The organism is Kitasatospora sp. NPDC087314 (assembly GCF_044744365.1).
GTDB lineage: Bacteria > Actinomycetota > Actinomycetes > Streptomycetales > Streptomycetaceae > Kitasatospora.
This window is the reverse complement of the sequence record NZ_JBIUYE010000009.1, coordinates 247250-272061: the sequence shown is the minus strand read 5'-3', so window position 1 is coordinate 272061 and position 24812 is coordinate 247250. Positions and strand designations below refer to the sequence as shown.

The window sequence follows — 24812 nt, the reverse complement described above, 5'->3', positions numbered from 1 at the left end:
CTCAGGCTGGCGATCGGGTGCCCGGGCCGTCGGAAGCCCGGGCACCCGGCCGGTCACTTGGAGCCGTTGGCCGAGGCCAGCGCCCCGATCGGGGTCTCGGCGATGCCCAACTTCTTGGCCGAGGCGAGCAGCTGGCGCAGCTGGCCGGCCTGCTCGCCGCCCCCGGAGCCGATCATCCGCATCAGCAGCGCGGACACCGTCAGGTTCTGCACGTCCGCCGTGGACACCGAGGACAGCACCTTGGTCAGGTCCTCGGTGAAGCTGGCGCTGCCGTCCAGCCACGGCCCGGCCAGGGTCTGGGCGGTCTGCGAGTGGCCGACGAAGGCGTCCACGCTCTTGGCCGCCGTCACCGACTGCACCAGGCGGTCGAAGAACACCCCGTCGCCGCCGACGATGTCGATCTTCGCCTTCTCCAGCCCCGCCGCGACCAGCGCGGCCTGTGCCTCGGCGATCTGCCGCTGGGTGTCCAGCCCGGCCAGCCGGACGTCCTTCTCGGCGGCCAGCCGCAGCCGGTACTCCTCGTGCCCGCGCGAGGCCTCGTCCAGCTTCGCCATCGCCGCGGCCTTCTCGGTGAGGCCCTCGGCCTCCGCCTTCAGCCTGGCGCCGATCTCCAGCGCGGCGGCCTTCGCCTTCTCGGCCTGGACGGCGGCCTCGGCGCGGCCGACCTTCTCCACCGCCGCGGCCTCCTGCTCGCGCACCTGCACCTGGGCCAGCCCCTCGGCGGCGGCCTCCGCCCGGATGCCCTCGGCCATCCGGATCTTGGCGGCCGCGTCCAGCTCGGCGGCCTGCTGCCGGGCCTCGGCCAGCACCAGCGACTCGCGGGCCTTGTGCGAGGCGGCCGTCTCGGCGGCCTCGGCGGCCTTGATGTCCTTGACGAGCTTCTCCTGCGCCTCCGCCTCGGCCTGGATGATCACCGCGCGCCGGGTGCGCTCGGCGTCCTCGGTGGCGCGCAGCGTCTTGACGGCCTCCTCCTGCTCGGCGACGGTCCGCTCCACCGCGACCCGTTCGCGGACCACGTCGGCGACCTCCCGCCGGCGGGACTCGACCTCCTTCTGCTTGTCCATCGAGGCGAGTTCGGTCTCCCGGTCGCGCCCGATCACCTCCAGCAGGCGGTCCTTCTCGATCCGCTCGTTCTCCACCGCGATCACCCGCTCGCGGTTCTTCTGCGCCACCGCGACCTCGCGGGCCTGGTTCTCCCGCTGCACGCCGAGCAGTTCCTCGGTGCGCAGGAAGGCGGTCTGGGCGTTCAGCCGCTCCTCCTCCTGCACCCGGGCGATCACCGCGTCCTCCTTGGCCCGCAGGGTCTCGATCTCGCGGCGCTGGCGGATCTCGGCGTCGGCCTGGCGGCGTTGGAGCTCCAGGACGGTCTCCCGGGCGTCCACGTTCTGCCGGGTGATCTCCTTCTCCTCGGTGCGCTGGTACTCGTTGGTGCGCACGTGTTCGATCGCGGTCAGCTCGGTGATCTTGCGGATGCCCTGGGCGTCCAGGATGTTGTCGGAGTCCAGCTGGTTCATCGGGGTCTGTTCGAGGTGGTCGATGGCCGCGTCCTCGAGGGTGTAGCCGTTGAGGTCGGTGCCGATCACCGCGATGATCTGGTCCCGGAACTCGTGCCGGTGCGTGTAGAGGTCGGTGAAGTCGAGCTGCTTGCCGACGGTCTTCAGCGCCTCGGCGAACTTGGCCGCGAAGAAGTCCTGGATCGCGGACGGGTCGCTGGCCCGGGCGGTGCCGATGGCCTGCGCGACCTTGATGACGTCCTCGACGGTCTTGTTCACCCGCACGAAGAAGGAGATCCGGATGTCCGCCCGGATGTTGTCCCGGCAGATCAGCCCGTCCCGGCCGGCCCGGTGGATCTCCACCGTCTTCACCGAGATGTCCATCAACTCGGCCTTGTGCAGCACCGGGAGGACGATCGTGCCGGTGAAGGTGACGTCCACCTTCTTGGTGCGGGAGACGATCAGCGCCTTGCCCTGCTCGACCTTCTGGAACAGGCGGCCCACGAACAGCAGCATGGCGAGCACGATGAGCAGCACGACGGCGACGAGCACGCCGAAACCCACGGCGATGGTGTCCATCACGGAGTCCTTTGACGAGACGGTGCGAAGGTGAGCGGAAGGGGTCGACGCCCGGGGCGCCAGGTGCCCGGGGAAGCCAGGTGTCCGGGGACGCGGCGGCCGGGGCCGGGGGACGTCGGGGGGTCGGACTTCAGCGGACGCGGGGGTGTCCAGGGACGTCAGGTGTGGGGGCGTCAGGTGCCCGGTAACGCCGCCGGGTCGAACGGCGCCACCAGGAAGTGCTCGCCGTCGGCGTCGTAGTCGAAGATCAGGGCGGTGCGGCCGGCCGCCAGCCCGGGCTCGTCGGTGAGCGCGCGGACCTGGACGGTCGCGGTGGAGCCGTCCTCGGCGGTGACCTCCGCCTGCCCGAATTCGGCCGTCACCCGGCCGGTCCGGATCACGCAGACGCGGCCGACGAAGTCCCCCCGGGTCGCCGGGCGGTCCTCGGGGAACAGCCGGGACAGCGGGCGGACCAGCAACCGGGTGCCCGCCCAGGAGGAGACCAGCGCGACGGCGAACACGCCGCCGCGCGCCGGTGCCCCCGAGGTGAGGACGGTGCCGGCCAGGCTGACGAACCAGGCGAGCGCGACCAGCAGCGACACCGCCACCGTCACGGGCACCCCGCCCAGCCCCAGCGCGCCCAGCACGCCCCCGTGGTGGTGGGTGCCGTGGTCGCCGGTGCCGTGTCCCCCGCGGCCCGCGTGCCCCCCGGCACCGTGCCCCACGTCACCTGCCTGACCGGCCTGACCGGCCTGACCGCCGTGCCCGACGTGGCCCGTGTGGCCCACGTGCCCGACATGCCCGACGTGGCCCGCATGGCCGACGCCGTGCCCCCCGTGCAGGGCGTCGAACCCGAGGCCACCGAGCAGCATCAGCAGCCAGTACCCGACGACCACCACCAGCGCGAAGCTGAACAACGCCGTCGGAAAAGCCAACGCGGCCGCGATGAATCCCCCCATCCCGGCCACGCTCCCCCGCTTTTCCCACGGCGCCGCACTTCGGCGCCACGGAGATCGTGACAGCGCGGGGGCCGTCCGCACATTGCCAGGATCCGGCAATCTTTACGGCCCTTTGACACCCTGGTACGCACCGGCCGGGGGCGCCCGGCCGCCGCCTACAGCGGCTGCTCCGGCCAGTTCAGCAGCCGGGCCCCCATCGCCGCCGTCTCCAGGGTGAACCGTTGCAGCGCGTCCGACGGGTCGTAGCCGGTCAGCGCCTTGATCCGCTCCAGCCGGTAGCCGAGCGTGCGCACGCTCAGCCCCAGCCGCCGGGCCGCCTCCGCGTTCACGTACGCGGCCTCCGCCTGCACCGCGATCGTGTCCAGCAGCGGACGCGCGCCGCCCCGCGCCTCGGTCAGCGGGCCCAGCACGCTGCGCACCAGATCGGCCATCGCCGCCCGGTCGCGCATCAGCACCGGGAAGACCAGCAGCTCCTCGGCCTTCAGCTGCTTCGCCGGCAGGTGCAGCCGGTCCGCGTAGTCCAGCGCGCCCAGCGCCTCCTCGTAGCTGCGCAGTACCCCGCTCGCCCCCGAGTGCCGGCGCCCGGTCGCCACCCGCAGCACCGGGCGGTAGCCGGGGCCGGGGTTCAGCGCCAGGTCCGTGAAGGCCTCCAGGACGGCGCGCTCGGAGTCCGGGGCGATGCACACCAGCCGGCCGTCCTTGCTGGCCAGCAGGACGTCCCGCTCGCCGAACCGTCCGACCAGTTCCCGCTCCACCCGGTGCACCAGCGGATGGACGTCCGCGAACGGCGTGCCGCCCACCGCCACCGCCACCGCGTACGCGCCCGCCAGCCGCAGTCCGAACCGCTCCGCGCGCTCCGCGAGCAGCCCGAGGTCGCTGCGGCCGTACAGCAGGTCGTCGATGAACTCCTGCCGGGCGGACTCCGCCTGACGGACCGCCATGCGCTGGGCGCGATCGTGCCCCTCGCCGAGCGCGGCCAGCGCGGCCTCGGTCGCCGCGAGCACGGCGTCGCCCGTCCGGCGCAGCTCCCCGACGCTGCCCGCCGCGGCGATGCCCGGCAGCGTCTGCCAGGCCCGTCGGGTGGCCGACAGGCAGTGCGCGACCACGTCGCGCAGCCCGTACCCGGCCTCGGCGCTGTGCTCGCCCAGCGTGCGCAGGCACTCCAGCTCGTCCCGGCGCAGCAGCCTGCCGGTGCGGGAGGTGTCGGCCAGCAGCCCGAGGTAGACCTCGGCCAGTTCGGCGGGTATGTCGTGCTCGATTCCCTCGGACATCGCCGTGCTCCGCCCCCCGTGACGCCTGATGATCCGGCGCGGAACTTTAGCAGGATCCATACGGCGCGAATCGTCCCGGGGCCGGCGGTCTGACCTGCGGCTATCGCGGGCCGGACGGGGGCACCGGCGGCTGCTCCGGTCGTGGCTCGCGGAAGTTCAGGACGAAGCGCGCGCTGCTGCCGTCGATCCGCCGCCGGACGTACAGCGCCGGAGCGCCGTCCGGGGTGCAGCTGACCCCCTCGCGCACCAGCAGCGGGGTGCCGGCGGGGACGCCCAGCAGCTCGGCGTCGGCCAGGTCCGCGCCGATCGCGCCGAACGCCCGCCAGTCGTACTCCAGCTCCACCCCGGTCGCCCGGGCCAGGTCCAGCACCAGGTTCCCGGGCCGGCCGGGCCGCACCAGGGCGCCCGGCAACGGGCCGAACGGCACCCAGTAGCTGCACACCGCCCGGGCCCGTCCGGCGAGCCGGATCACCGTGTCCACCCGGGACAGCTCCGCCGGAGCCCGGTCCAGCTGGCGGGCCGCCTCCTCGTCCTCCGCCGACCCGGACACCGGCGGGGCGCCCAGCACGAACTCGCCGTCCGTGCGTTCGTCGTCCGTGCGTTCGTCGTCCGTGACGTCGCCGTCAGCGGACCCGCCGTCCGCCGTGCCGGGGAGCGCGGCGTGCACGCTGCCCAGGTCGAACCGCTGGCTGCGCGGATCCACCGCGATCGAGACGCGGACGGCCGGCGCGCGGACGAACGTGCCCACGCCCCGCCGGATCTCCACCACGGCGGCCCGCTCCAGCTCCGCGACCGCCTGCCGGACGGTCAGCCGGTTCACCCCGAACTCGGCGCTCAGCTCGGGCTCGCTCGGCAGCCGGGTGCCCGCCGGGTACGCGCCGGAGTCGATCCGCTCCTGGAGCCGCCGGGCCAGCCGGCGGTAGAGCGGGGTCTTGGGAGGGTTCGTCGCCACATGCCCGATCCTACGAAGCCCCGGGCCCGCCGCCGGCCCGCGGCCCGCAGCCCGCCGGGCCGCCGCGCCCGCTCCCCGGGTCGACGGGAGCCGCGCGCGGGGGTGGGATGGAGGGGTGCGGGCGGGCGCGGTTTGCCCGACGCCCGGGGGAGAGACTAGACATCTAGACGTCTAGATGTCCGGCCCCTTCTCCTGTGGCTCCACCGAAAGGCCTCGCGCATGTCCCTGGTCAACTTCCGCGACCCCGCCGTCCTCAGCGACCCCGAGGGCCGGCGGATCCGCCCCGGCGTGCTGTACCGCTCCGCCCAGCCCTTCCCGGCCGCCGACGAGGCCACCGTCGCCCAGCTGCGCGCCTGCGACATCCGCACCATCGTCGACCTGCGCGACACCCGCGAGACCGACCCCGCCGACTGGGCCGCCGCCGAGGCCGCCGGGATAGCCGTCGTCGCGGCCCCGGTCAACCCCACCACCGCCGACCTCGCCGCGCGCATGCGCACCATGGCCACCGCCGCCGACCTCGGCGACTACTACGTGCTGCTGGCCGAGTCCGCGCCCGAGGCCGTCGCCGCCGCCGTCGAGGCCGCCGCCCGCCCGGGCGCCGTCCTGCTGCACTGCGCCGCCGGCAAGGACCGCACCGGCCTGCTGACCGCCCTGCTGCTGGACCTCCTCGACGTGCCCGCCGAACGGATCGTCGCCGACTACGCCCGCACCGCCGACGCCCTGCCGCAGATCTTCGCCGGCCTCGCCGAGCGCCACCGCACCGCCCTCAACGACCGCCAGGCCCGCGTCACCGACTCCCAGGGCCGCGAACTCAGCATCCCCGCCCCGCTCCTGCAGGCCCCGGCCGAAGCCATGGCCGTCTTCCTCGACGGCGTCCGCACCCGCCACGGCGGCGCCGCCTCCTTCCTCCCCGCCTGCGGCGTCCCCGCCACCACCCTCGGCGCCTTCCGCACCAAGGCCACCGCCCCCGCCCTCTGACGCGCCGCCCGCTGACGCCCCCGGCCCCGGAGCCGCGATGGCGACTCCGGGGCCGGGGGCGGGGCTGTGCCCGGGGTTCAGTTGCCGGTGGTGGCGGCGTGGAAGTGGGCCAGGGCCTGCTCGGCGGTGACGGGGGCGAACGGTTCGAGCGCGGTGACGGCGAAGTCGCGTGACCCGGTTCTCGGCGTACGCCGGCGAGAAGGGGGCCTCCCGGTACTCCAGCACCTTCTCGGTGAAGACGCCGATCCGAGGCACGGTCCTACACGTCCCGCCGCCGCATCAGGACCACCGTCACCGTCAGCGCGACGGCCGCCCAGGCCCCCAGGGTGATCCAGGAGTCCAGCACGCTCGGCGCGTACTTGCCCATCGTCGTCGAGGAGTTGGGGTTGAAGGTCAGCCGCACCTCGGCGGCGAGCGGCAGGTGGTTGCCGATCTCCTTCAGCAGGCGGTAGCGGTCGCCGCCGAACATCATCGGCACGATGAGCAGCAGCATGACCAGCGAGACGATCGAGGCGGTGGCGTGCCGCAGCAGGGCGCCGAGGGCCATGCCGATCAGCGCGCAGACGGGCACGATCGCCGCGTAGCCGAGGACGGCTCCCAGGCAGCCCTCGTCGGTGAGGGAGAGCCCGACGTGCCGGGAGGCCAGCATGGCGTTGCTGCCGAAGAAGGACGCCGCGGACACGACGGCGCCGGCCAGCGAGGTGAGGCCGGCGATCAGCACCACCTTGGCCGCGGCCACGCCCCGGCGGTCGGGCACGGCGGCGAAGGTGGTGCGGATCATGCCGGTGGTGTACTCGCCGAACACGGTGATCGCGCCGAGGCTGCCGGCGGCGACGGCCATCAGCGCGGCGGAGATGCTGTTGAGGCCGTGGTAGAGCGGGTCGTACCGGTACGGGGGGAAGCCGGGGACCGGTGCGGGCGGATGGTCGATGTAGGTCAGGTCGGTGTGGACGGCGTTCAGGTTGATCGCGATCGCGGCCAGCGAGGCGAGGGCCAGTACCCAGTACGTGGACCGCAGCGAGCGCAGTTTGATCCACTCGGCGGCGAGCAGGTCGGCGAACCGCGGCCTCGGATCGGCCGGGCGGGTGCCGCCGGGCCGGACGGGGGAGAGGGTGGTCGCGCTCATCGGGCTTCTCCTGCCAGGTATTCGACGCTGTCGGCGGTCAGGGACATGAACGCCGACTCCAGGGACGAGGTACGGGTGGCGAGCTCGTGCAGCACCAGGCCGTGCCGGAGGGCGAGTTCACCGATCCGGGCGGCGGGCAGGCCGGTCACCACACCCGCCTCCGGCTCCGCCCGCCGTACGCTCGCCCCCTCCGCCTGCAACACCTGCGCCAGGGCTGCCAGTTCGGGCGTACGGACGGCCACCGAGGTCACCGCGTTGCGGGTGGAGAACTCCGCCAGGCTCTCGTCGGCGATCAGCCGGCCCCGGCCGATCACCACCAGCCGGTCGGCGGTGTGCTCCATCTCCGCCATCATGTGGCTGGAGACGAACACCGTCCGGCCCTCCTCGGCGAGGCGGCGGAACAGCCCGCGCACCCACAGCACGCCCTCCGGGTCGAGCCCGTTGAGCGGCTCGTCGAACAGCAGCACCGGCGGGTCGCCCAGCAGCGCACCGGCGATGCCGAGCCGCTGCTTCATGCCCAGCGAGTAGCCGCCGATCCGGCGCCCGGCCGCTTTGCCGAGTCCGACCTCGGCGAGCACCTCGTCCACCCGCCCGAGCGGGATGCGGTTGCCCCGGGCGAGCGCCGACAGGTGGGCCCGGGCGCTGCGCCCGCCGTGCACGTCCTGGGCGTCCAGGAGGGCGCCGACGTGGCGCAGGCCGCGCGGCCGGTTCGCGAAGGGCACCCCGTCCACGGTGACGGTCCCCTCGGTGGGGGTGTTGAGGCCCAGGATCATGCGCAGGGTCGTGGACTTCCCGGCGCCGTTGGGGCCCAGGAAGCCGGTGACGGTGCCCGGCTGGACGGTGAAGGTCAACTGGTCGACGGCCGTGGTGGCGCCGTACCGCTTGGTCAGTCGCTCGATCTCGATCACGGGGACCACGGTGCCGCCCGGAGCCCCGCCCGGACATCGGGCCGCGGGCCACAACCGGCGGCCGCCGGACCGGCCCCGGGGATTACGCCCACGGGCCAATGCGCCGGCCTGCGGGCCGCCGCTACCATCGGACGATGATCACCAACCCTCGTCCGCCCCTGCTCAGGCGCCTGCCGCCGGCCGCGTGGGTGGCGGCGTTCTGGGTGACGGTCGTCGCGGTCCGCTGCTTCCAACGGGACGACGAACTGGCCCGTCTGTTCCGCTACAACGGCAATTTCGAGGACATGCCGCTGCTGGTCACCGCGGTGGTCACCGTCCTGATGGCGTCGCTGCTGGTCCGCCTGCCGCTGCTGGCGGTCGCGATCCCGCTCGCGGCGTGCGTCTTCACGATCGGCATGCGGATCCAGGAGACGGCCGCGGTGCAGCTGCTGCTCGCCGAGGCGGCGATCGGCTACTGCGCGGCCACCCGCTCCCGGGCCGTGTCGCTGTGCGCCGCCGCGATGCCGGTCGCCGCGGTGGCCGCCATGGCGGGCTGGCGCCTGGCGAGCGACTACCCCACCGACCTGTTCGCCCAGGCCGCGCTCGCCTCCACCGCCGTGATCGCCTGGCTGGTCGGCAACACCGTCCGGCAGAACCGCGCGCACGCCGAGGCGCTGCGCGGCCGCGCCACCGAGCAGGCGATCACCGCCGAACGGCTGCGGATCGCCCGCGAGTTGCACGACATGGTCGCGCACAACATCGGCATCATCGCGATCCAGGCCGGCATGGGCAGCCGGGTCATGGACACCCAGCCCGCCGAGACCCGCAACGCGCTGAACGCCATCGAGGACACCAGCCGGGAGACCCTGGCCGGCCTGCGCCGGATGCTCGGCGCACTGCGTCAGGGCGAGCCGGAGTCCGCGCCGCTGGAGGTCGCCCCGGGGCTGGGCGAGTTGGACCGGCTGGTCGAGAAGACGGCCGGCGCCGGAGTCCGGGTCGCGCTCACCCGCCGGGGCGAACCCCGCGCGCTGCCGCCCGAGGTGGACCTCGCCGCCTACCGCATCGTCCAGGAGTCGGTCACCAACGTGGTCAAGCACGCGGGCACCCGGGACTGCCACGTCACCGTCGACTACGGCACCGAGCAACTCGCCGTCACCGTCGTCGACCTCGGCGCCGGCACCACCGGGCCGTCCGCGGGCTCCGGCTACGGCATCGCCGGCATGCGCGAGCGGGTCGGCCTGCTGCACGGCGAGTTCAGCGCCGGCCCGCGCCCCGACGGCGGCTTCCAGGTCGCCGCCCGACTGCCGCTCCCCGTGGAGGTCTCACCATGATCCGCGTCCTCCTGGTCGACGACCAGCCGCTCATCCGCACGGGCCTGCGCGTGCTCATCGCCGACACCCCGGACCTGGAGGTCGTCGGCGAGGCCGGCAACGGCGCCGAGGCGGTCGAACTCGCCACCCGGCTGCGCCCCGACGTCGCCGTGATGGACATCCGGATGCCCGGCATGGACGGCATCGAGGCCACCCGCCGGATCACCGCCACCCCTGACCTGCCGACCCACGTCCTGGTCCTCACCACCTTCGACGACGACGACTACGTGTACGGCGCGCTGCGCGCCGGCGCGAGCGGCTTCCTGGTCAAGGACCTCGCCCTGGAGACCATCCTGGACGGCGTCCGGGTCGTCGCGGCCGGGGACGCCCTGATCGCCCCGAGCATCACCCGCCGCCTGATCGGCGAGTTCGCCGCCCGTCCGCAGCCCGCCGCGGTCCGGACCGGCCGGACGGCCGTCGACGGGATCACCGAGCGCGAGCGCGAGGTGCTGACCCTGGTCGGCCGCGGGCTCTCCAACACCGAGATCGCCGAGGAGCTCACCATCAGCGTGGCCACCGCCAAGGCGCACGTGGCCCGGCTGTTCACCAAGCTCGACGCCCGCGACCGGGTCCACCTGGTCATCCAGGCCTACGAGTTCGGCCTCGTCGCCCCGGCCTGAGCCCCCTGCGCGACGGTGCGGCGCCCAGGGGACCGCGAGCCGCCAGGTGAACCGCCTACGGCACGGCCAGCTCCCCGATCCGCATGATCCGCCCGTGCGAGTCCAGCACCACGTCGTACGCGTTCCCGGAGCACCCGTAGGGCGAGCCGGGGTCGCGGCCCGCCAGGCAGTCGTCGAGGTGGCTGATCACCGCGTCCAGCCGGACCGGCCTGACCAGGTCCCCGTGCGCGCGGTCCACCAGGGTGGCCTCGACTCCCGCCGTGGCGAAGCCGTAGTGCTCCGCGGTGCCCGCCGCGTCGTAGCGGGCCTCGTCGCAGAGGTAGCGGGCGGGTTGGGCGGTGAGGTCGTTCTCCTCCACCGCGACGACCAGGAGGACGGTGTGGCCGGGGAGTTCGGTCGGGGTCGGGGTGGCGCACTCGGCGGTGGGGGCGGCGGGGACGGAGGCGGTGTCCATGCTGGGCTCGGGGTCGGCGAGGTCGTCGTCCAGCAGGTCGTCCTCGTCGTCGTAGGCCCCGTCGGCGACCGCGGCGGCGGAGGCGGCCGCGACGGTGGGTGCGGAGTCGGCGGGGGTGCAGGCGGCGAGGGTGGCTGCGGCACTACAGCACAGCAGAGCGGCGAGGAGGGTTCGAGGCACGGCCATGGCACTAGTCTCCCCGCTGGCGGTAGCCGTCGTCACCCAGGTACACGACCGGTGTACGGTCCGTGGTTCCCGCCCCCGTCGGATGTGCGGATCCGGCGGGGGCGGGGGTCTTGAGGGGGAACCGTCAGGCGGCGACGGGCCGTTGCGCCTCGTACGCCCGGCGCAGCCGGGCCTGGGCCTCGGCGCCCGCGTCGAGGTGGTCGAGCCCGAGCAGCGCCGAGCCCAGGACGGGCGGCGCGACGACGACCCGCGGTTCGGCGAGCGGCGCGGCCGCGGCCAGCCGGGCGGTCACGTTGTCGAGCAGCAGCGGCTGCCGGGAGGCGAGCACGCCGCCGCCGAGCACGACCGGGGTCGGTGAGCCGAGCAGTTCCAGCCGTCGCAGGGCGACGACGGCGAGCCGGACGATCTCGTCGGCCTGGCGGTCGATCAGCCCCAGTGCGACCTCGTCGCCCGCCTCGGCGGCGGCGAACAGCACCCGGACGATCTCGTGCAGCCGGCTGTTCGGCAGGTGCCCGAGGTGGACGGCCTCGGCGACGGCGCCGGCGCTGGGCAGGCCGAAGTGTTCGGCGATGGCGCGGGAGAGCGCGGTGGGGCCGCCGCGGCCGTCCTCGTGGCGGACGGCGTGCCACATGCTGGTGACGGCGAGGCCGCCACCGCCGCCCCAGTCGCCGGTGAGCTCGCCGAGGGCGGGGAACCGGGCGGTGCGGCCGTCGGGCAGCAGGCCGACGCAGTTGATGCCGGCGCCGCAGACGACGGCGACGCCGCGCGGGCCGTCGGTGCCGGCCCGCAGCAGGCCGAAGGTGTCGTTCACGACGGTGTTGCTGGCGCCCCAGGGGTGGGACTCCAGGGCGGTGCGCAGGGCTTCTTCCTCGACGGGCAGGTCGGCGTTGGCCAGGCAGGCGCTGACGTGGCTGGTGAGGACACCGCTCCAGGCGGGGTGGCCGGCCGCCGCGGCGGCCTGCTCGACCAGCGGGACGAGGCCGGCGACGGCGGCGGCGCCGCCGATCTTCTGGGGTGCGAAGCCGCCGCCGCGGGCGGTGCCGTGGACGGTGCCGTCGACGCCGATCAGGGCGACGTCGGTCTTGGAGTTGCCGGCGTCGATGGCGAGAACGCCGGGCAGGAGTGGTTCGGGCTGGTGGGTCATCAGGTCCCCGCGGCTCGTACGTGGCCCGGCCGTGGCGTTGTCCCCGGCCGGGGGTGGTCGGTCTCCTCGCAGTGCCCGGCCCGCGACACCCTCATATCGCGGGCCGGGCGGCTCGGTGGGCGTCAGGCCCAGGCGAGGTGCTCGCGGTTGTGGGCGAGCAGCCGATCGGTGAGCTGGTCGGCGAGATCGATCTGGCCGACCAGCGGGTGGGCGAGCAGGGCGTCGAAGACCCGGTCGCGGCCGCCGTGCAGGGCGGCGTCGAGCGCGAGGTGCTCGTACGAGGTGACGGCGGCGATGAGGCCGGCGTACAGCGGCTCGACGGCCCGCTGCGGGAGCGGCCGGACGCCGTCGGCGTCGACCTCGGCCGGGACCTCGATGACGGCGTCGTCGGGCAGGAACGGCAGCACGCCGTTGTTCCGCGCGTTGACGACCTGCACGGAGGTCGCGCCGCCGGTGCCGAGCAGCGCGGCGATCAGCTGGACCGCGGCCTCGGAGTAGAACGCGCCGCCGCGCTTGCCGAGGAGTTCCGGCTTGGTGTCGAGCGTCGGGTCGGCGTACATCTCCAGCAGCTGCCGTTCGATCTCGGAGACCTGGGCGGCCCGCGAGCCCTGCACCTTGAGCTCCTCGACGACCGCGTCGTGCTGGTAGAAGTAGCGCAGGTAGTAGGACGGCACGACGCCGAGGCGCTCGATGACGGGCTGCGGCAGGTGCAGGTCCTCGGCGATCTCCTTGCCGAAGGAGGACAGCAGCTCCGGCAGCACCTCCCGGCCGGTGGCGGCCCCGGGCGCGTCGAGCAGGGTGACGCCGCGCTCCCAGGTGAGGTGGTTGAGGCCGACGTGGTCGAGGCGGATCAGCTCCGGGTCGACGCCGAGGTGGGTAGCGAACTTGCGCTGGAAGCCGATGGCGACGTTGCACAGGCCGACGGCCTTGTGGCCGGCGTTCTGCAGGGCGCGGGTGACGATGCCGACGGGGTTGGTGAAGTCGACGATCCAGGCGTCGGGGTTGGTGCGCCGGACCTTCTCGGCGATGTCGAGGACGACCGGGACGGTGCGCAGCGCCTTGGCGAGGCCCCCGGCGCCGGTGGTCTCCTGGCCGACGCAGCCGCACTCCAGCGGCCAGGTCTCGTCCTGGTTGCGGGCGGCCTGGCCGCCGACGCGCAGCTGGAGCAGGACGGCGTCGGCGTCGGCGACGCCCGTCTCCAGGTCCGTGGTCGTGGTGACGACCGCGCCGTGCCCCTGCTTGGCGAAGATCCGCCGGGCGAGCCCGCCGATCAGTTCCAGGCGTTCGGCGGCCGGGTCGATGAGCACCAGCTCGCCGATCGGCAGGGTGTCGCGGAGCCGGGCGAAGCCGTCGATCAGCTCCGGGGTGTACGTCGAACCGCCGCCGACGATTGCCAACTTGAGTGCGGACATCAGCCCTTGACCCCTGTCAGTGTCACGCCTTCGATGAAGGCCTTCTGTGCGAAGAAGAAGAGGATGATCACCGGCGCCATCACGAGGAGGGTGGCGGCCATGGTGAGGTTCCAGTTGGTGTGGTGGGCGCCCTTGAACGACTCCAGGCCGTACGAGAGGGTCCACGCCTCGTGGTTGTTGCTGGCGTAGATCTGCGGGCCGAAGTAGTCGTTCCAGCAGTAGAAGAACTGGAACAGCGCGACGGCGGCGATGGCCGGCTTGGCCATCGGCAGGACGACCTTGAGCAGGGTGCGCAGGTCGCCGCAGCCGTCGATCCGGGCGGCCTCGATGTACTCCTTGGGGATGGTCAGCAGGAACTGACGCAGCAGGAAGATCGAGAACGCGTCGCCGAAAGCCATCGGGATGATCAGCGGCCAGAGCGAGCCGCCGAGGCCGAGCTGCTTCGCCCAGAACAGGTACATCGGGATGACGGTGACCTGCGGCGGGAGCATCATCATGGCGATGACGGCCATCAGCGCGAGGTTGCGGCCCCGGAAGCGGAACTTGGCGAGCGCGTAGGCGACCGGCAGGCTGGAGACGATGGTCAGCACGGTGCCGAGGCCGGCGTAGAGCAGGGTGTTGCGCCACCAGGTCAGGAAGCCGGGGGTGTCCCAGACCTTGCCGTAGTTGCCCCACTCCCAGGAGGTGGGCCAGTAGTCGGTGGTGAGCGCCTGCCGGTCCGTCATCACCGAGGTGAGGAAGGCGAACACGAACGGCAGCAGGAAGAAGAGCGCGGCGGCGATCGCCAGGGCGTGCACGGCCACCCAGTTGAGCAGCGCGCGGCGGCGGGCGACCCGGGCGGCGGCGCCGCCGGTGCCGGAGGCGCCGGCCGGGGACGGCGCCTTGGTGAGCGTGGAGCTGAGAGTCATGATGGGGTCCTCACTGGTCCGCTGGGTCCGTCAGGGCGTGTCGGACACGCCCTAGTCGTCGCTCGCCATGAAGCCGGACTTGCGGCGGAGCAGGATCGAGGTGACGGCCATCGAGATGACGAACAGCACCAGGGCGACGACGCAGGCCGCGCCGTAGTTGAAGCGTTGGAAGCCGAGGTTGTAGACCATCTGCGGCAGGGTCCAGGTGGAGCCCTGCGGGTAGCCCGGCTCGAACTGCTGGCCGGAGTTGCCCGCGATGCCGCCGGCGACCTTCCCGGCGACGATCGCCTGGGTGTAGTACTGCATGGTCTGGATGACCCCGGTGACCACCGAGAACATGATGATCGGCGAGATGTTCGGCAGCGTGACGTACCGGAAGCGCTGGAAGGGTCCGGCGCCGTCCAGTTCGGCCGCCTCGTACTGCTCCTTGGGGACGTCGAGCAGCGAGGCCATGAAGATGACCATCAGGTCGCCGATGCCCCACATGGCGAGCAGGGTGAGCGCGGGCTTGGACCAGGCCGGGTCCGAGAACCAGCCGGGCTGCGGCAGCCCCAGTTCGCCGAGCAGGTGGTTGACCGGGCCGGTGCCGGGGTTGAGCAGGAAGGCGAAGGCGACGGTGGCGGCCACCGGCGGTGCCAGGTACGGCAGGTAGAACACGGTGCGGAAGAAGCCCACGCCGGTCTTGACCTTGGTGATGAGCAGTCCGATGCCGAGTCCGAACACCACCCGCAGACTCACCATGATGACGACCAGCCACAGGGTGTTGCGCAGGCCCTGCCAGAACGCCGGGAGGTCGTTGAAGACGTAGTCCCAGTTCTTGAGGCCGCTGAAGGTGGGGGCGCCGAAGCCGTTGTACTTGGTCAGGGAGAAGTAGATGGTCGAGATCAGCGGGTACAGGAAGAAGACGCCGAAGCCGATCAGCCAGGGGGAGAGGAAGGCGAGGGTGCGGGCCGCCTCCCGGCGGCGCTTCCGGCGCAGCAGGTGCTGCGTGGAGGGCGCCGCCGGGGCGGGCGATCCGGTGCCCTTGCGGGTGCCGAACGCGAGTGACATGGGAGCTCCGTGGACCTTGGCCGCTACTTGGCCTGGGCGATGGCGGCGTCGATCTCCTTGGCGGTGGCCGCCAGTCCGGCCGCGAGGTCGCCCTGCTTGCCGGACTCGTAGTCGTAGCCGAGGTTCTGCAGCGAGACGATGTAGCCGCCGCCGTTGACGCTCGCCGGGGTGGTGCCCGACTTGGGGTGCTTGGCGATGTCCAGGAAGGTCTTGAAGTTCGGGTCGCTGACCAGCTTCGGCGAGTTGAGCGCGTCGAAGGTGCTCGGCACGTTGTGGATCGCGTTGGCGAAGTTGACGACCGCGTCGGTGTCGGTGGTCAGGTACTTGACCAGCTCCCAGGAGGCGGCCTGCTTCTTGCTGCCGCTGGCGATGCCGATGATGGTGCCGGTCTGGTAGCCGCGGCCCCAGGAGTCGGCCTGGTCGTCCGGGACGGGGAACGGCGCGGTGGCCCAGTCGAAGTCGGGCTTGTTCTCGGCGAGCGAGGTGGTGCGCCACTCGCCGTCGATGGCCATCGCGACCTGGCCGGTGTGGAAGGGGTTCTTGGCGCTGAACTCCTCGCCGAAGGTGGAGCGGTACTTGTCCAGCTTGGCGTAGCCGCCGAGCTTGTCGACCAGGCTCTTCTGCCAGGTGAGCATCTGGGCGACCTTGGGGTCGGTCGCGATGGCCGACTTGCCGTCGGTGTTGAAGTAGGTGGGCCCGTACTGGCCGAGGAAGTGCTCGGTGGTGGACTCGTAGCCGTGGTACAGCGGCATGAAGCCGAGCTGCTTGTAGCCGTCGCCGTCGTTGACGGTCAGCTTGACGGCGTCGGCGGCGAACTCGCTGAAGGTCTTCGGCGGGGCGGTGATGCCCGCGTCGGCGAAGGCTTTCTTGTTGTAGTAGAGGCCGTAGGCGTCGCCGAGCAGCGGCAGCGAGCACTGGTTGCCCTGGAACTGCGTGTAGCTGAGCATCGCGGACGGGAAGGTCCGGGCCGTGTCGATGCCGCTCTTGTCCAGGAAGGGCTTGAGGTCGGCGAAGGACTTGGTCGAACAGAACATGCCGACGTTGTTGGTGGTGAAGGAGGACACCACGTCCGGTGCGTCGTCGCCGCCGGCCCGCAGCGCCTGGTTGACCTTGTCGTCCGCGATGTTGGCGACGGCCTTGACGTGGATGTTCGGGTGGGCCTTCTCGAAGGCGGCGATGTTGTCGTTGATCGCCTTCACCTCGTTGTCCTGGCTCCAGCCGTGCCAGAAGGTGATGGTGACGTCCTTGCCGCTGGCCGAGTCGTCGTTGCCGCCGGCGTCGTTGCTGCCGGTGCAGGCGGTGGCGAGCAGGGCCAGGACGGCGCTGCCGGTGATGGCGGCGATCGTGCGGCGGCCTCTGCGGGAGGTGGTGGAGTGCACTTCGAGGTCCTCCTGGGGGTGCGCGGACAGGCGTCATTGCCTCGGGGCCCGCGTTCGGGGGTGGGGAGAGGTGGGTGCAGGGTGCGTGCGGGGTGGCGGGGGAGCGGTGGCGGCGGGACGCGTCAGTGAGTGGAGAAGACCGCCTCGCGGACGTCCGCCAGGGCGCGTTGCAGGGCGCCGAGCAGGACGGGCGAGCCGGACAGGGCGCTGCTGCGGACTTCCGGTCTGGCGATGGAGAGCCGGGCCAGCTCGTCCTGGACGAGCGCGCGCAGGCGTTCGCCGCCCGCGCTGGGCACCGCGCCGGAGAGGACCACCAGCTGGGGGTCGACGACGGCGACGATCACGGCCAGTCCGACGGCGAGCCGGGCCGCCAGCTCGGCGAGGAACGCGTCGCCGGCGCCCGGGGTCTCCAGGGCCTTGGCGATCGACTCCTCGGCGGTGGGCGCGCCGAGCCCGTGTTCGCGGGCCAGGGTCCGGACGGCGGGTGTGCCGACCAGGTCCTGGAACCCGCCGAAGTTGCGGCGGCGCACGTCCCGCACGACCGGTGAACCGGGCACCGGCATGTAGCCGACCTCCCCGGCGCCGCCGGTGAAGCCGCGGTGCAGCCGGCCGGCGATGACGATCGCGGCGCCGGTGCCCGTACCGGCCCAGAGGAGGACGAAGTCCTCGGAGCCCCGGGCCGCGCCGGAGGACTGCTCGGCGACGGCGGCGAGGTTCACGTCGTTCTCGATCGACACGGGCGCGCCGATCGCCTCGGACAGCTCCTCGACCAGCCGCGGCGAGTGCCAGCCGGGCAGGTGGGAGGCGTAGCGCAGCTTGCCGGTGACCGGGTCGGGGGCACCGCCGAGGCCGATCACGGCGGCGCGCAGGTCGCCCTCGGCGAGTCCGGCGGCGCGGACGGTACCGGCGACGGCGGCGGCGACCTTGGCGACGGTCTCGGCGGCCGGAACGCCCTTGGTCGGCACGGTGTGCTCGGCCAGCGTGGAGCCGGTGATGTCGGCGACGGCGACCCGGATCTCACTGTTGGTGACGTCCAGCCCCGCGACGTGGGCGGCGGCCGGATTCACCTGGTAGAGCTGCGCGTTGGGGCCGGGGCCGCCCGCGGTGGTGCCGACCGGCAGGACCAGTCCGGCCGCCTCCAGCCGGGCCAGCAGCTGGGAGGCGGTGGGCTTGGAGAGTCCGGTCAGGGTGCCGATCTGGGTGCGGGAGAGCGGGCCGTTCTCCAGCAGCAGTTCGAGGGCGGCGCGGTCGTTGATGGCGCGCAGCAGGCTGGGGGTGCCGGCGAGAGGAGCCTTGGCGGTGGTCTTGGTCACGCGCGAATCCTCCTCTTTCGGCTGGTGGGGGAGGCGACGAGGGTGCCGTCGAGCTCGGCGAGCCGAACTGTTAGGAAAGTTTCCAGTCGCTTGGGAAGGACCGTACGGGCCCCGTCAGCGGAGTGTCAATGGTCCGCCGCTCGGTGGATGCCGAAGCGTTACCGGGCAGCACGAAGCCCCGCCCCCAAGGTGGTTGGGAGCGGGGCTTTCGTCCGTTTCGGTCCTGTCCTGCGGCGTTCTCGGCCCGGGCGCGTCCGCTACGGCGTCTCCGACTTGGGCAGCGGGATCGGCTCGGTGGCCCGGTACCGCGGCGAGGCCGGGTCGGACAGCGCGGACGGCGGGCCCGGCTCGGTCGCCGGGGCGATCACCACCCCGGTGGCCGGGGCCGCCGGCGCCGCGGCGGCCACCGCCGGGGCCTCCTCCTTGACCTTGATCCCGGCCAGGTCGAAGGCCGCCTTCAGGCGCTGGCGCAGCGCCCGGGACACCGTCGGCGACTTGCCCGGCGCGGTCCGCGCCTCGATCCGCACCATCACCGAGTCCGCCGCGACCGACTCCACACCCAGGATCGACACCGGCGCCCAGACCAGCTCGTCGTACGGCGCCTCCTTGGACAGCGCCTCGGCCGTCTCCCGGATCAGGTCCTCGACCCGCAGCAGGTCCTCCTTGTAGCCGACCTGGACGTCCACCGAGGCGGTCGACCAGCCCTGGCTCATGTTGGCGATCCGCTTCACCTCGCCGTTGCGGATGTACCAGATCTCGCCGTTGGCCCCGCGCAGCTTGGTCACCCGCAGCCCGACCTCCAGCACCGTGCCGGTGGCCACCCCGGTGTCGATCTCGTCGCCGACGCCGTACTGGTCCTCCATGATCATGAAGACCCCGGAGAGGAAGTCCGTCACCAGGTTGCGGGCGCCGAAACCGATCGCCACACCGGCCACACCGGCGCTCGCCAGCAGCGGCGCCAGGTTCACGCCCAGCGCGGAGAGCACCATCAGCGCGGCCGTGCCGAGGATGGAGAACGACGCCACGCTGCGCAGCACCGAGCCGATCGCCTCCGAGCGCTGCTGGCGCCGCTCCGGGTTCACCACCCCGGTGTTGGCGAGCAGCCCGCCCAGCCGGCTCTCCTCGTGGTGGTCGTGCGTGCGCGCCATCCGCGTTATCAGCTGGGTGATCAGCTTGCGCACCACGGCGCGCAGCACCAGCGCCAGCAGCACGATGAAGACGATCCGCACCCCGCCGGCCAGCCAGCCCTGCCAGTGCGTGTCGAACCAGCTGGCGGCCTGCCTGGTGGTGTCGCTGACCTCCTGCGCGCTGGTCGGGATTCTCAGGTCCAGCTGCGGAAGCTGCGGTGCGGTCGGGCTGGGCGCCGGCGTCGGAGTGGAGAGCGTCGGGGACGCGTCGGCGATACCGGTGACACCGGAGCGGAACACGTGCGGGACCTTCCTGCAGGGGGCATGGCGGGCCCGCGCCGCGGCACGCCGCCCGCGGACCGTCCGCCATAGCCTATCCGGCACCGAACACCCGACCAGACACGCCGAAGGGCGTACGGGACCGCTCGGACGCCCCGTCAACGCACCGGTGCGCTCCCCCGGACACCGGGCGCGGCCGCTGCTCCGACCGGCCGAGCGGTCCCCCGGGAGGGCCACCGGGCGGCCCCCGACGGCACCCGGGTGCAACCCGACGGTCCCCAGGGCATACCGGCTATGACGGAAGCCACACCGGAAGTTCAGGTCAGGTCCGTTACACAGGAGTGGTGGCGCCGTACAAAGGCGTAAGGCGACACTGGGGGAGATCGCGCACCAGTTGTGCGATCCAACCGCTCGTCCCGGCGCGAGCCACGCGCCGCAGGCGTCCAAGGAGGCATCCGTGCCGCATGTCCTGGTCCTCAACGCGTCCTACGAGCCACTCGGCGTCGTATCGATGCGCCGCGCACTTATCCTGGTCCTCAACCACAAGGCGGTCAGCCTGGAGGACTCGGGAGTCACTCTGCACAGCGCCACCAGCGCCCTTCCGGCGCCGTCCGTCGTCCGCCTGACCCGCTTCGTGCGGGTCCCGTTCTGCGGGCCCGTCCCGCTCACCCGCCGGGCGCTGTTCGCCCGCGACCACGGCCGCTGCGTCTACTGCGGGGCCGCCGCCACCAGCGTCGACCACGTCATCCCGCGCAGCCGGGGCGGCCAGCACCGGTGGGACAACGTGGTGGCGGCCTGCCGCCGCTGCAACCACACCAAGGCCGACCGCCACCTCACCGAACTCGGCTGGCGCATGAAGCGCCCGCCAGCCCCGCCCAGCGGCCTCGCCTGGCGGATCATCGGCACCGGCATCAAGGACCCCCGCTGGCGCCCCTACCTGGAGCCCTACGGCGGCGGCGACCAGCTGCGCGCCCCGCAGTGGGGCGAGCACGAGCACCACGACCGTATCGAGCAGGGCCATCCCGTCCCGCTCGGCCGGGCGCACTCCGCCCACTCCGCCCCGGTTCGCCGCGGTGAGCAGCCCGAACCGCTCTCCGCCTGACCCCGCTCCACAAGGGCCAGCCCGTCACATCGTCGGTACGCCTCATGGGCCGCCGCGCCCCCCACCGGGGAGCACGGCGGCCCGCCGCGTTGTCCGGGCGCTCCCGCGCCTGCTCGGCCGGCCGGCGGCTACTGCTTCGGCGCGGACCCGCCCGTCGGCGCGGTCGCCGGGGGCGTGGCCGGGGTGGTCGGCTGGACCGGGGCCGTGGACGGCGGGGTGGCCGGGGTGGCCGGGGTGCCGCCCGGCTGCGCCGGGGGTACGGTCGGCGGCTGGGCCGGCGGGGTGACGGCGTACAGCTCGACGCCCCACAGCGAGTAGCCGTACTTGGTGGCCCGGGCCACGCCCTGCACCCGGAGGAACCGGGCGCCGACCGCGTCGAAGCGCACGGTCTCGTCGCCGCCCTTGCCGTTGTCCACCGTCGCCGCGTCGGTCCAGGTGGTCCCGTCCGCCGAGACCTGGAGCTTGTACGAGGCGGCGTACGCGGCCTGCCAGTGCAGCACCGCCGCGCCCAGGCGGGCGGCCTGCGGCAGTTCCAGCTGCACCCAGGCGTCGTCCTTGGCGGGGGAGGACCAGCGGGTCTTCGGGTCGCCGTCGGCGACCGCCGAGGCGGGGAAGTTGGCCGTCTCGTCGCCCGAGGAGGTCGCCTTGGCGCCGAGCGCCAGGTCCGGCCCGCCGGTCGGCGGCACCACGTGCACCTGGAGCACCTGCTTCACCGTGGTGGTGCCGGCCACGAACTGCACCGGCACCTGGTACGTCCCGGACGGCGTCCCGGGGGCGGCGCTGACCAGCAGCGGCACGCCCACCCGGCCGCCGCGCGGCACGGTCACCCCGCTCGCCGGGGCCACGGTCAGGCCCTTGGCGGCGGCCGGCACCTCGGTGCGCAGCTCGCCGCTGGTCCCCTCGGGGCGCCCGGCCTCGACGGTGGCCCGGGTCTGGGTGGGCGCGGCCGCGCCGGTCACCACGTCCAGGGCCGGGTCGGACAGGCTGAGCCGGGCCGCCGGGACGTCCGAGTACCAGGGGATCACCTGGTTGACCACCGGCGGGTCGCCGCCCGGCTTCCAGGCCAGCCGGAACGCGTCGGCGACCTGCCCGCCGGCCGGCAGCTCGTTGTAGCCGGGCTGCACGGTGCCGATGTCCGTCCAGCCGCCGTCCGGCCGGCGCACCGAGACGGTGGCGGTGGCGTGCACGCTCGGGTCGGTGAGCACGGTGAGCCGGTCGAGCGGACGGGCGGTGCCCAGCTCGACGGTGAGCGGCTCGTCCTGCGCGGTCGGCGGCTTGGCGGCCCGGTACGCGGTGTCCGGGTTGCCGTCCAGCACCGAGGCCGCCGAGGAGCCGGGCAGCGCGTCGGGGCCGCCGGTGACGCTGGCCGGGGCGTCGTCGGGCGCGGTGACGCTGAACTCGCGCACCGCGACGGCGGTCTTCTGGGCGGCGGTGGCCCGCAGCCGTACGGCCCGCACCACCGTGCCGGCCGGCAGGCGGGCGCTGATCGTCTTCTGGTTCCTGACCGTGGCGAGCGGCTGCCAGCCGCCCTCGCCGGTGGTGTACTCCAGCACGCCGTCGCGGATGTAGTCGTCGACCGCGTTCTGGCCGTCCGGCCCGCCGCCCCAGGAGCCCATCAGCACGGTGACGGAGCCGACCGGACGTCCGCTGCCGAGGTCCACGCCGACCGCGTCACCGGGCTGCGGGGGAGCGGAACTCCAGTAGAAGGTGTCGGCCACGCCGTCGGTCATCAGCGCGGGCAGGTGGTCCTGCGCGGTGCCCATGGTGGTGGTCGGGGTGACCCCGCCGCCGACCACCCCGGCCCAGTTGTCGGCAGCCCGGACGGCGCGCTCCAGGAACGGGCCGAGCACGCCCGCGCCGATCGTGGCGGGGCTCTGGGCGAGCTGCTCGCGCAGCCGGTTGAGCTGCACCCGGGCCTTCCAGGCGGCCGCGCCGTCGCCGCCGTGCTGGGCCAGCAGCATGTCCAGCGCGGCCTGCCCGGCCTGCCCGTAGTCGCGCAGCGGGGCGAGCCAGGGGGCGGCCTCGGCGGCGAGCTGGGCGGTGGCCTGGGTGCCGGTGAGGGTCTGCTGGGCGGTGGCCATCGCGGCGAAGGCCTCGCGCAGCGGCGCGGCCGCCGCTATCAGCCTGGCGAGGTCCGGCGCGGTGCCCGAGGTGGGTTCGGCGTTGGCCCAGAACCGGTCGAGCAGCGGCGTCAGGTAGCCGGACTCCTGCGCGGACAGCGGCGAGGAGGAGCTGTTGCCGGCCAGCGCGGTGACCGCGGACAGGGCGCTGCCGGCGGGCGTGCTGCCGGCACCGGTCGGGCCGGCGAGCGAGCGCACCGCGGCCTGCCAGGAGTCCTCCGGCTTGTAGCCGATCGGGTTCCAGGCGAAGTCGCCGGCCGTGGCGAGGGCGATCCGGGAGGCCACCGGCTGCTGCATGGCGCCGGTGAGCATCACCGCCGAGCGGGTGGCCAGTTCCGGCTCGCGCCCGGTGTAGGCGCCGAGGAAGAGCCGGTCCGGGCTGGCGTCGTTGACCGGGTAGTTGTCCATGGTGACCAGCGGGTGCCCGTACAGGGCACCGGTGTCGGCGGCCTGGGCGCCGGTGATCTTCTCCGGGATCACCCCGACCCCGCTCCAGGCCACCTGCACCCCGTCCGGCAGCGCCGCGGCCAGCGCCTTGCGGTACGGCGTGGCGCCCTGCTGGTGGTACTCGGTGGGCACGACGGACAGCGGGGCCAGGCCCGGGTTCTTCGCGATCAGCCGGTCCTGCACCTTCCTGACCAGCTCGGCCTGCGCCTTGGCGGCCGCGGCGGGCCCGGTGCCGTACTCGTCGCGGTCGTCACCGCAGTGCCACTCGTCGTAGCTGACGTCCAGGAACTGCAGCTGGAAGGCCGTGAAGCCGAGCTTGCGCAGCCCGTCCAGCTTGGCCACCAGGGCGTCCACGTCCTTGCCGGAGCTGAAGCAGAGCGACTGGCCCGGGTCGATCGCGTAGCCGAGGGTGACGTGGTTCTGCCGGGCGCGGCCGCCCAGTTCGCGCAGCTCGTCGGTCCGGGCGGCCGGGTAGGCGTCGCGCCAGCGGGAGAGCCGGAACGGGTCGTCGCCGGGGGCGTAGAGGTAGAAGTTCTGCTTGGAGCGGCCGAGGAAGTCGACCTGGTCGAGCCGCTGCTGCGCGGTCCACGGGGTGCCGTAGAACGCCTCCGCGGTGCCGCGCACCGGCGCGCCGCTCGGCCAGTCCCGCAGCGTGATCCCTGGCAGGCCGAGTCCGGCGGCGCCCGGTGCCTGCCCCTGCCCGGCCGGTACGGCGGCGAGCAGCTGGCGCAGGCTCTGCGCGGCGTAGAAGGTGCCCGCCGCGTCCGCGCCCGCCAGCACCACCACGCCGTACGTCCCGCCGCCCTGGGCGGGCAGCTGGCCGGCCGACAGCACGTACCCGCCGGCCGGCAGGCCCGCGGTCGAGGGCGCGGCGCCGTCCTTGCCGCCGGCTGCGGCGGACAGCTCGCGCAGCGCCCGGTCCACCGCGCCGTCGGCGCCCTCGGCCGGCCCGCCGACGTACACCACCAGCGATCCGGCGGCCGGCGTCCCGGCGTCGGGCCGCGGCGTCACGTCCGTCGCCCCGGCGACGCCCAGCACCTCGTGGACGGCGTCGACCGCGCCGTAGTCGACCTTCGGCGCGGGCACCAGCGTCACCGCGGCCGGCACCGCGACCGGCTTCCCGGCCACCGTCTGCTCCTGCGGCCGGGGGAACACCTGCGGGTTCGTCACGCTCCCCAGCGGCGTCTGCGGCGCGCTGCTCACCACGTCCGGCCCGGTCGCCGCGTACGCCGCCGCGGACGGCACCGGCCCGGCCAGCAGCCCGCCGACCACCGCCGCCGCCACGACACCCGCCGCGATCTGCAGGGTCCGCCGCCCCGGCGGCCCCGCCGCCCGCCCGGCCCGTTCCGCCCGCACCGACGCCAACAGCGGTTCCGTCCCCTTGAGGTCGGCGATCAGCCGGTCCGCCGTCCTCGGCGCCAGCTGACGGCACGTCCGCGCCGTGGCCCGCCGCGCCGCCAGCGCCGTCGGGTGGTACAGCACCTCCCGCAGCGCCGCACTCTGCTCCAGCTGCTGCCGCAGCCGCCGCCCGGCCACAACGGACACTCGGGCTTGCACAGGGGCCTCCTCGCCAGGCCTGGACCACATCGCCGCAACCCCACCAGCTACCCAAACCCGGTGTCAACGCAGCCGACTGCTATGCCCGCTTTACCCCGATTGGCGAATTCGGTGAAGCTG

19 protein-coding genes are annotated in these 24812 nt (G+C 73.6%); 4 read left to right on the top strand and 15 right to left on the bottom strand.

Annotated features, from left to right (window positions below):
- Positions 1-53: 53 nt before the first annotated feature.
- The 4 genes from ACIO5E_RS21475 to ACIO5E_RS21460 all read right to left on the bottom strand — a co-directional run bounded on the left by ACIO5E_RS21475 (position 54) and on the right by ACIO5E_RS21460 (position 5233).
- Complete coding sequence (locus ACIO5E_RS21475) at positions 54-2072, bottom strand: flotillin family protein (protein ID WP_400670095.1); 2019 nt, start codon at positions 2070-2072, stop codon at positions 54-56.
- Positions 2073-2245: 173 nt separating this feature from the next.
- Positions 2246-3010, bottom strand: coding sequence for a hypothetical protein (locus ACIO5E_RS21470; protein WP_400670092.1), 765 nt, complete (start codon positions 3008-3010; stop codon positions 2246-2248).
- 155 nt (positions 3011-3165) lie between these two features.
- On the bottom strand, positions 3166-4281 hold the full coding sequence (locus tag ACIO5E_RS21465) for a PucR family transcriptional regulator (RefSeq protein ID WP_400670089.1): 1116 nt from the start codon (positions 4279-4281) through the stop codon (positions 3166-3168).
- Positions 4282-4381: 100 nt separating this feature from the next.
- Positions 4382-5233, bottom strand: a complete 852-nt coding sequence (locus tag ACIO5E_RS21460; protein WP_400670086.1) for a GntR family transcriptional regulator — start codon at positions 5231-5233, stop codon at positions 4382-4384.
- Positions 5234-5452: 219 nt separating this feature from the next.
- Between ACIO5E_RS21460 and ACIO5E_RS21455 the strand changes: the two genes are divergently transcribed.
- Positions 5453-6211, top strand: a complete 759-nt coding sequence (locus ACIO5E_RS21455) for a tyrosine-protein phosphatase (RefSeq protein ID WP_400670083.1) — start codon at positions 5453-5455, stop codon at positions 6209-6211.
- A gap of 259 nt (positions 6212-6470) precedes the next feature.
- Here ACIO5E_RS21455 and ACIO5E_RS21450 read toward each other — a convergent pair whose 3' ends face one another.
- Together ACIO5E_RS21450 and ACIO5E_RS21445 are read right to left on the bottom strand one after the other, a co-directional pair.
- A complete protein-coding gene (locus ACIO5E_RS21450; protein WP_400670080.1) occupies positions 6471-7337 on the bottom strand; it encodes an ABC transporter permease subunit in 867 nt (288 codons plus the stop codon).
- Positions 7334-8245 (bottom strand): ABC transporter ATP-binding protein, encoded by a 912-nt coding sequence (locus ACIO5E_RS21445; protein ID WP_400670078.1) that lies wholly within the window; start codon positions 8243-8245, stop codon positions 7334-7336. The genes ACIO5E_RS21450 and ACIO5E_RS21445 overlap by 4 nt, the downstream gene beginning before the upstream one ends.
- 134 nt (positions 8246-8379) lie before the next feature.
- Between ACIO5E_RS21445 and ACIO5E_RS21440 the strand changes: the two genes are divergently transcribed.
- On the top strand, positions 8380-9555 hold the full coding sequence (locus tag ACIO5E_RS21440) for a sensor histidine kinase (RefSeq protein WP_400670075.1): 1176 nt from the start codon (positions 8380-8382) through the stop codon (positions 9553-9555).
- On the top strand, positions 9552-10214 hold the full coding sequence (locus tag ACIO5E_RS21435) for a response regulator (protein WP_400670073.1): 663 nt from the start codon (positions 9552-9554) through the stop codon (positions 10212-10214). The genes ACIO5E_RS21440 and ACIO5E_RS21435 overlap by 4 nt, the downstream gene beginning before the upstream one ends.
- 55 nt (positions 10215-10269) lie before the next feature.
- Here the strand turns inward: ACIO5E_RS21435 and ACIO5E_RS21430 are convergent, their stop codons facing one another.
- The 8 genes from ACIO5E_RS21430 to ACIO5E_RS21395 form a co-directional block, all read right to left on the bottom strand.
- Positions 10270-10854 (bottom strand): hypothetical protein, encoded by a 585-nt coding sequence (locus tag ACIO5E_RS21430; protein ID WP_400670070.1) that lies wholly within the window; start codon positions 10852-10854, stop codon positions 10270-10272.
- A 124-nt stretch (positions 10855-10978) separates the two neighbouring features.
- On the bottom strand, positions 10979-11998 hold the full coding sequence (locus ACIO5E_RS21425) for an N-acetylglucosamine kinase (RefSeq protein ID WP_400670068.1): 1020 nt from the start codon (positions 11996-11998) through the stop codon (positions 10979-10981).
- Between the two features lie 122 nt (positions 11999-12120).
- Positions 12121-13410, bottom strand: coding sequence for a 6-phospho-beta-glucosidase (locus ACIO5E_RS21420; protein WP_400670065.1), 1290 nt, complete (start codon positions 13408-13410; stop codon positions 12121-12123).
- Positions 13410-14318 carry a carbohydrate ABC transporter permease gene (locus tag ACIO5E_RS21415; RefSeq protein ID WP_400670063.1) on the bottom strand — a complete coding sequence of 303 codons (909 nt, stop codon included), beginning with the start codon at positions 14316-14318 and terminating at the stop codon, positions 13410-13412. Before ACIO5E_RS21415 ends, ACIO5E_RS21420 begins: the two co-directional genes overlap by 1 nt.
- Positions 14319-14369: 51 nt before the next feature.
- The gene (locus tag ACIO5E_RS21410) at positions 14370-15368 is read right to left on the bottom strand and encodes a carbohydrate ABC transporter permease (RefSeq protein WP_400670061.1); all 999 of its coding nucleotides are present in this window, start codon (positions 15366-15368) and stop codon (positions 14370-14372) included.
- Between the two features lie 23 nt (positions 15369-15391).
- Entirely contained in the window at positions 15392-16747 is a 1356-nt protein-coding gene (locus tag ACIO5E_RS21405; protein WP_400670059.1) for an ABC transporter substrate-binding protein, read from the bottom strand.
- A 122-nt stretch (positions 16748-16869) separates the two neighbouring features.
- A complete protein-coding gene (locus ACIO5E_RS21400; protein ID WP_400670057.1) occupies positions 16870-18060 on the bottom strand; it encodes an ROK family protein in 1191 nt (396 codons plus the stop codon).
- A gap of 257 nt (positions 18061-18317) precedes the next feature.
- Positions 18318-19487, bottom strand: coding sequence for a mechanosensitive ion channel family protein (locus ACIO5E_RS21395; protein ID WP_400670055.1), 1170 nt, complete (start codon positions 19485-19487; stop codon positions 18318-18320).
- A gap of 436 nt (positions 19488-19923) precedes the next feature.
- Between ACIO5E_RS21395 and ACIO5E_RS21390 the strand changes: the two genes are divergently transcribed.
- Positions 19924-20568 carry an HNH endonuclease gene (locus ACIO5E_RS21390; RefSeq protein WP_400670053.1) on the top strand — a complete coding sequence of 215 codons (645 nt, stop codon included), beginning with the start codon at positions 19924-19926 and terminating at the stop codon, positions 20566-20568.
- A 128-nt stretch (positions 20569-20696) separates the two neighbouring features.
- Here ACIO5E_RS21390 and ACIO5E_RS21385 read toward each other — a convergent pair whose 3' ends face one another.
- On the bottom strand, positions 20697-24692 hold the full coding sequence (locus ACIO5E_RS21385) for a beta-N-acetylglucosaminidase domain-containing protein (protein ID WP_400670051.1): 3996 nt from the start codon (positions 24690-24692) through the stop codon (positions 20697-20699).
- Positions 24693-24812 lie beyond the last annotated feature (120 nt).

Coding starts and splice junctions, on each gene's coding strand:
- ACIO5E_RS21475 (WP_400670095.1), bottom strand. CDS start 2,072: ATGGACACCATCGCCGTGGGTTTCGGCGTGCTCGTCGCCGTCGTGCTG.
- ACIO5E_RS21470 (WP_400670092.1), bottom strand. CDS start 3,010: ATGGGGGGATTCATCGCGGCCGCGTTGGCTTTTCCGACGGCGTTGTTC.
- ACIO5E_RS21465 (WP_400670089.1), bottom strand. CDS start 4,281: ATGTCCGAGGGAATCGAGCACGACATACCCGCCGAACTGGCCGAGGTC.
- ACIO5E_RS21455 (WP_400670083.1), top strand. CDS start 5,453: ATGTCCCTGGTCAACTTCCGCGACCCCGCCGTCCTCAGCGACCCCGAG.
- ACIO5E_RS21450 (WP_400670080.1), bottom strand. CDS start 7,337: ATGAGCGCGACCACCCTCTCCCCCGTCCGGCCCGGCGGCACCCGCCCG.
- ACIO5E_RS21440 (WP_400670075.1), top strand. CDS start 8,380: ATGATCACCAACCCTCGTCCGCCCCTGCTCAGGCGCCTGCCGCCGGCC.
- ACIO5E_RS21435 (WP_400670073.1), top strand. CDS start 9,552: ATGATCCGCGTCCTCCTGGTCGACGACCAGCCGCTCATCCGCACGGGC.
- ACIO5E_RS21430 (WP_400670070.1), bottom strand. CDS start 10,854: ATGGCCGTGCCTCGAACCCTCCTCGCCGCTCTGCTGTGCTGTAGTGCC.
- ACIO5E_RS21425 (WP_400670068.1), bottom strand. CDS start 11,998: ATGACCCACCAGCCCGAACCACTCCTGCCCGGCGTTCTCGCCATCGAC.
- ACIO5E_RS21420 (WP_400670065.1), bottom strand. CDS start 13,410: ATGTCCGCACTCAAGTTGGCAATCGTCGGCGGCGGTTCGACGTACACC.
- ACIO5E_RS21415 (WP_400670063.1), bottom strand. CDS start 14,318: ATGACTCTCAGCTCCACGCTCACCAAGGCGCCGTCCCCGGCCGGCGCC.
- ACIO5E_RS21410 (WP_400670061.1), bottom strand. CDS start 15,368: ATGTCACTCGCGTTCGGCACCCGCAAGGGCACCGGATCGCCCGCCCCG.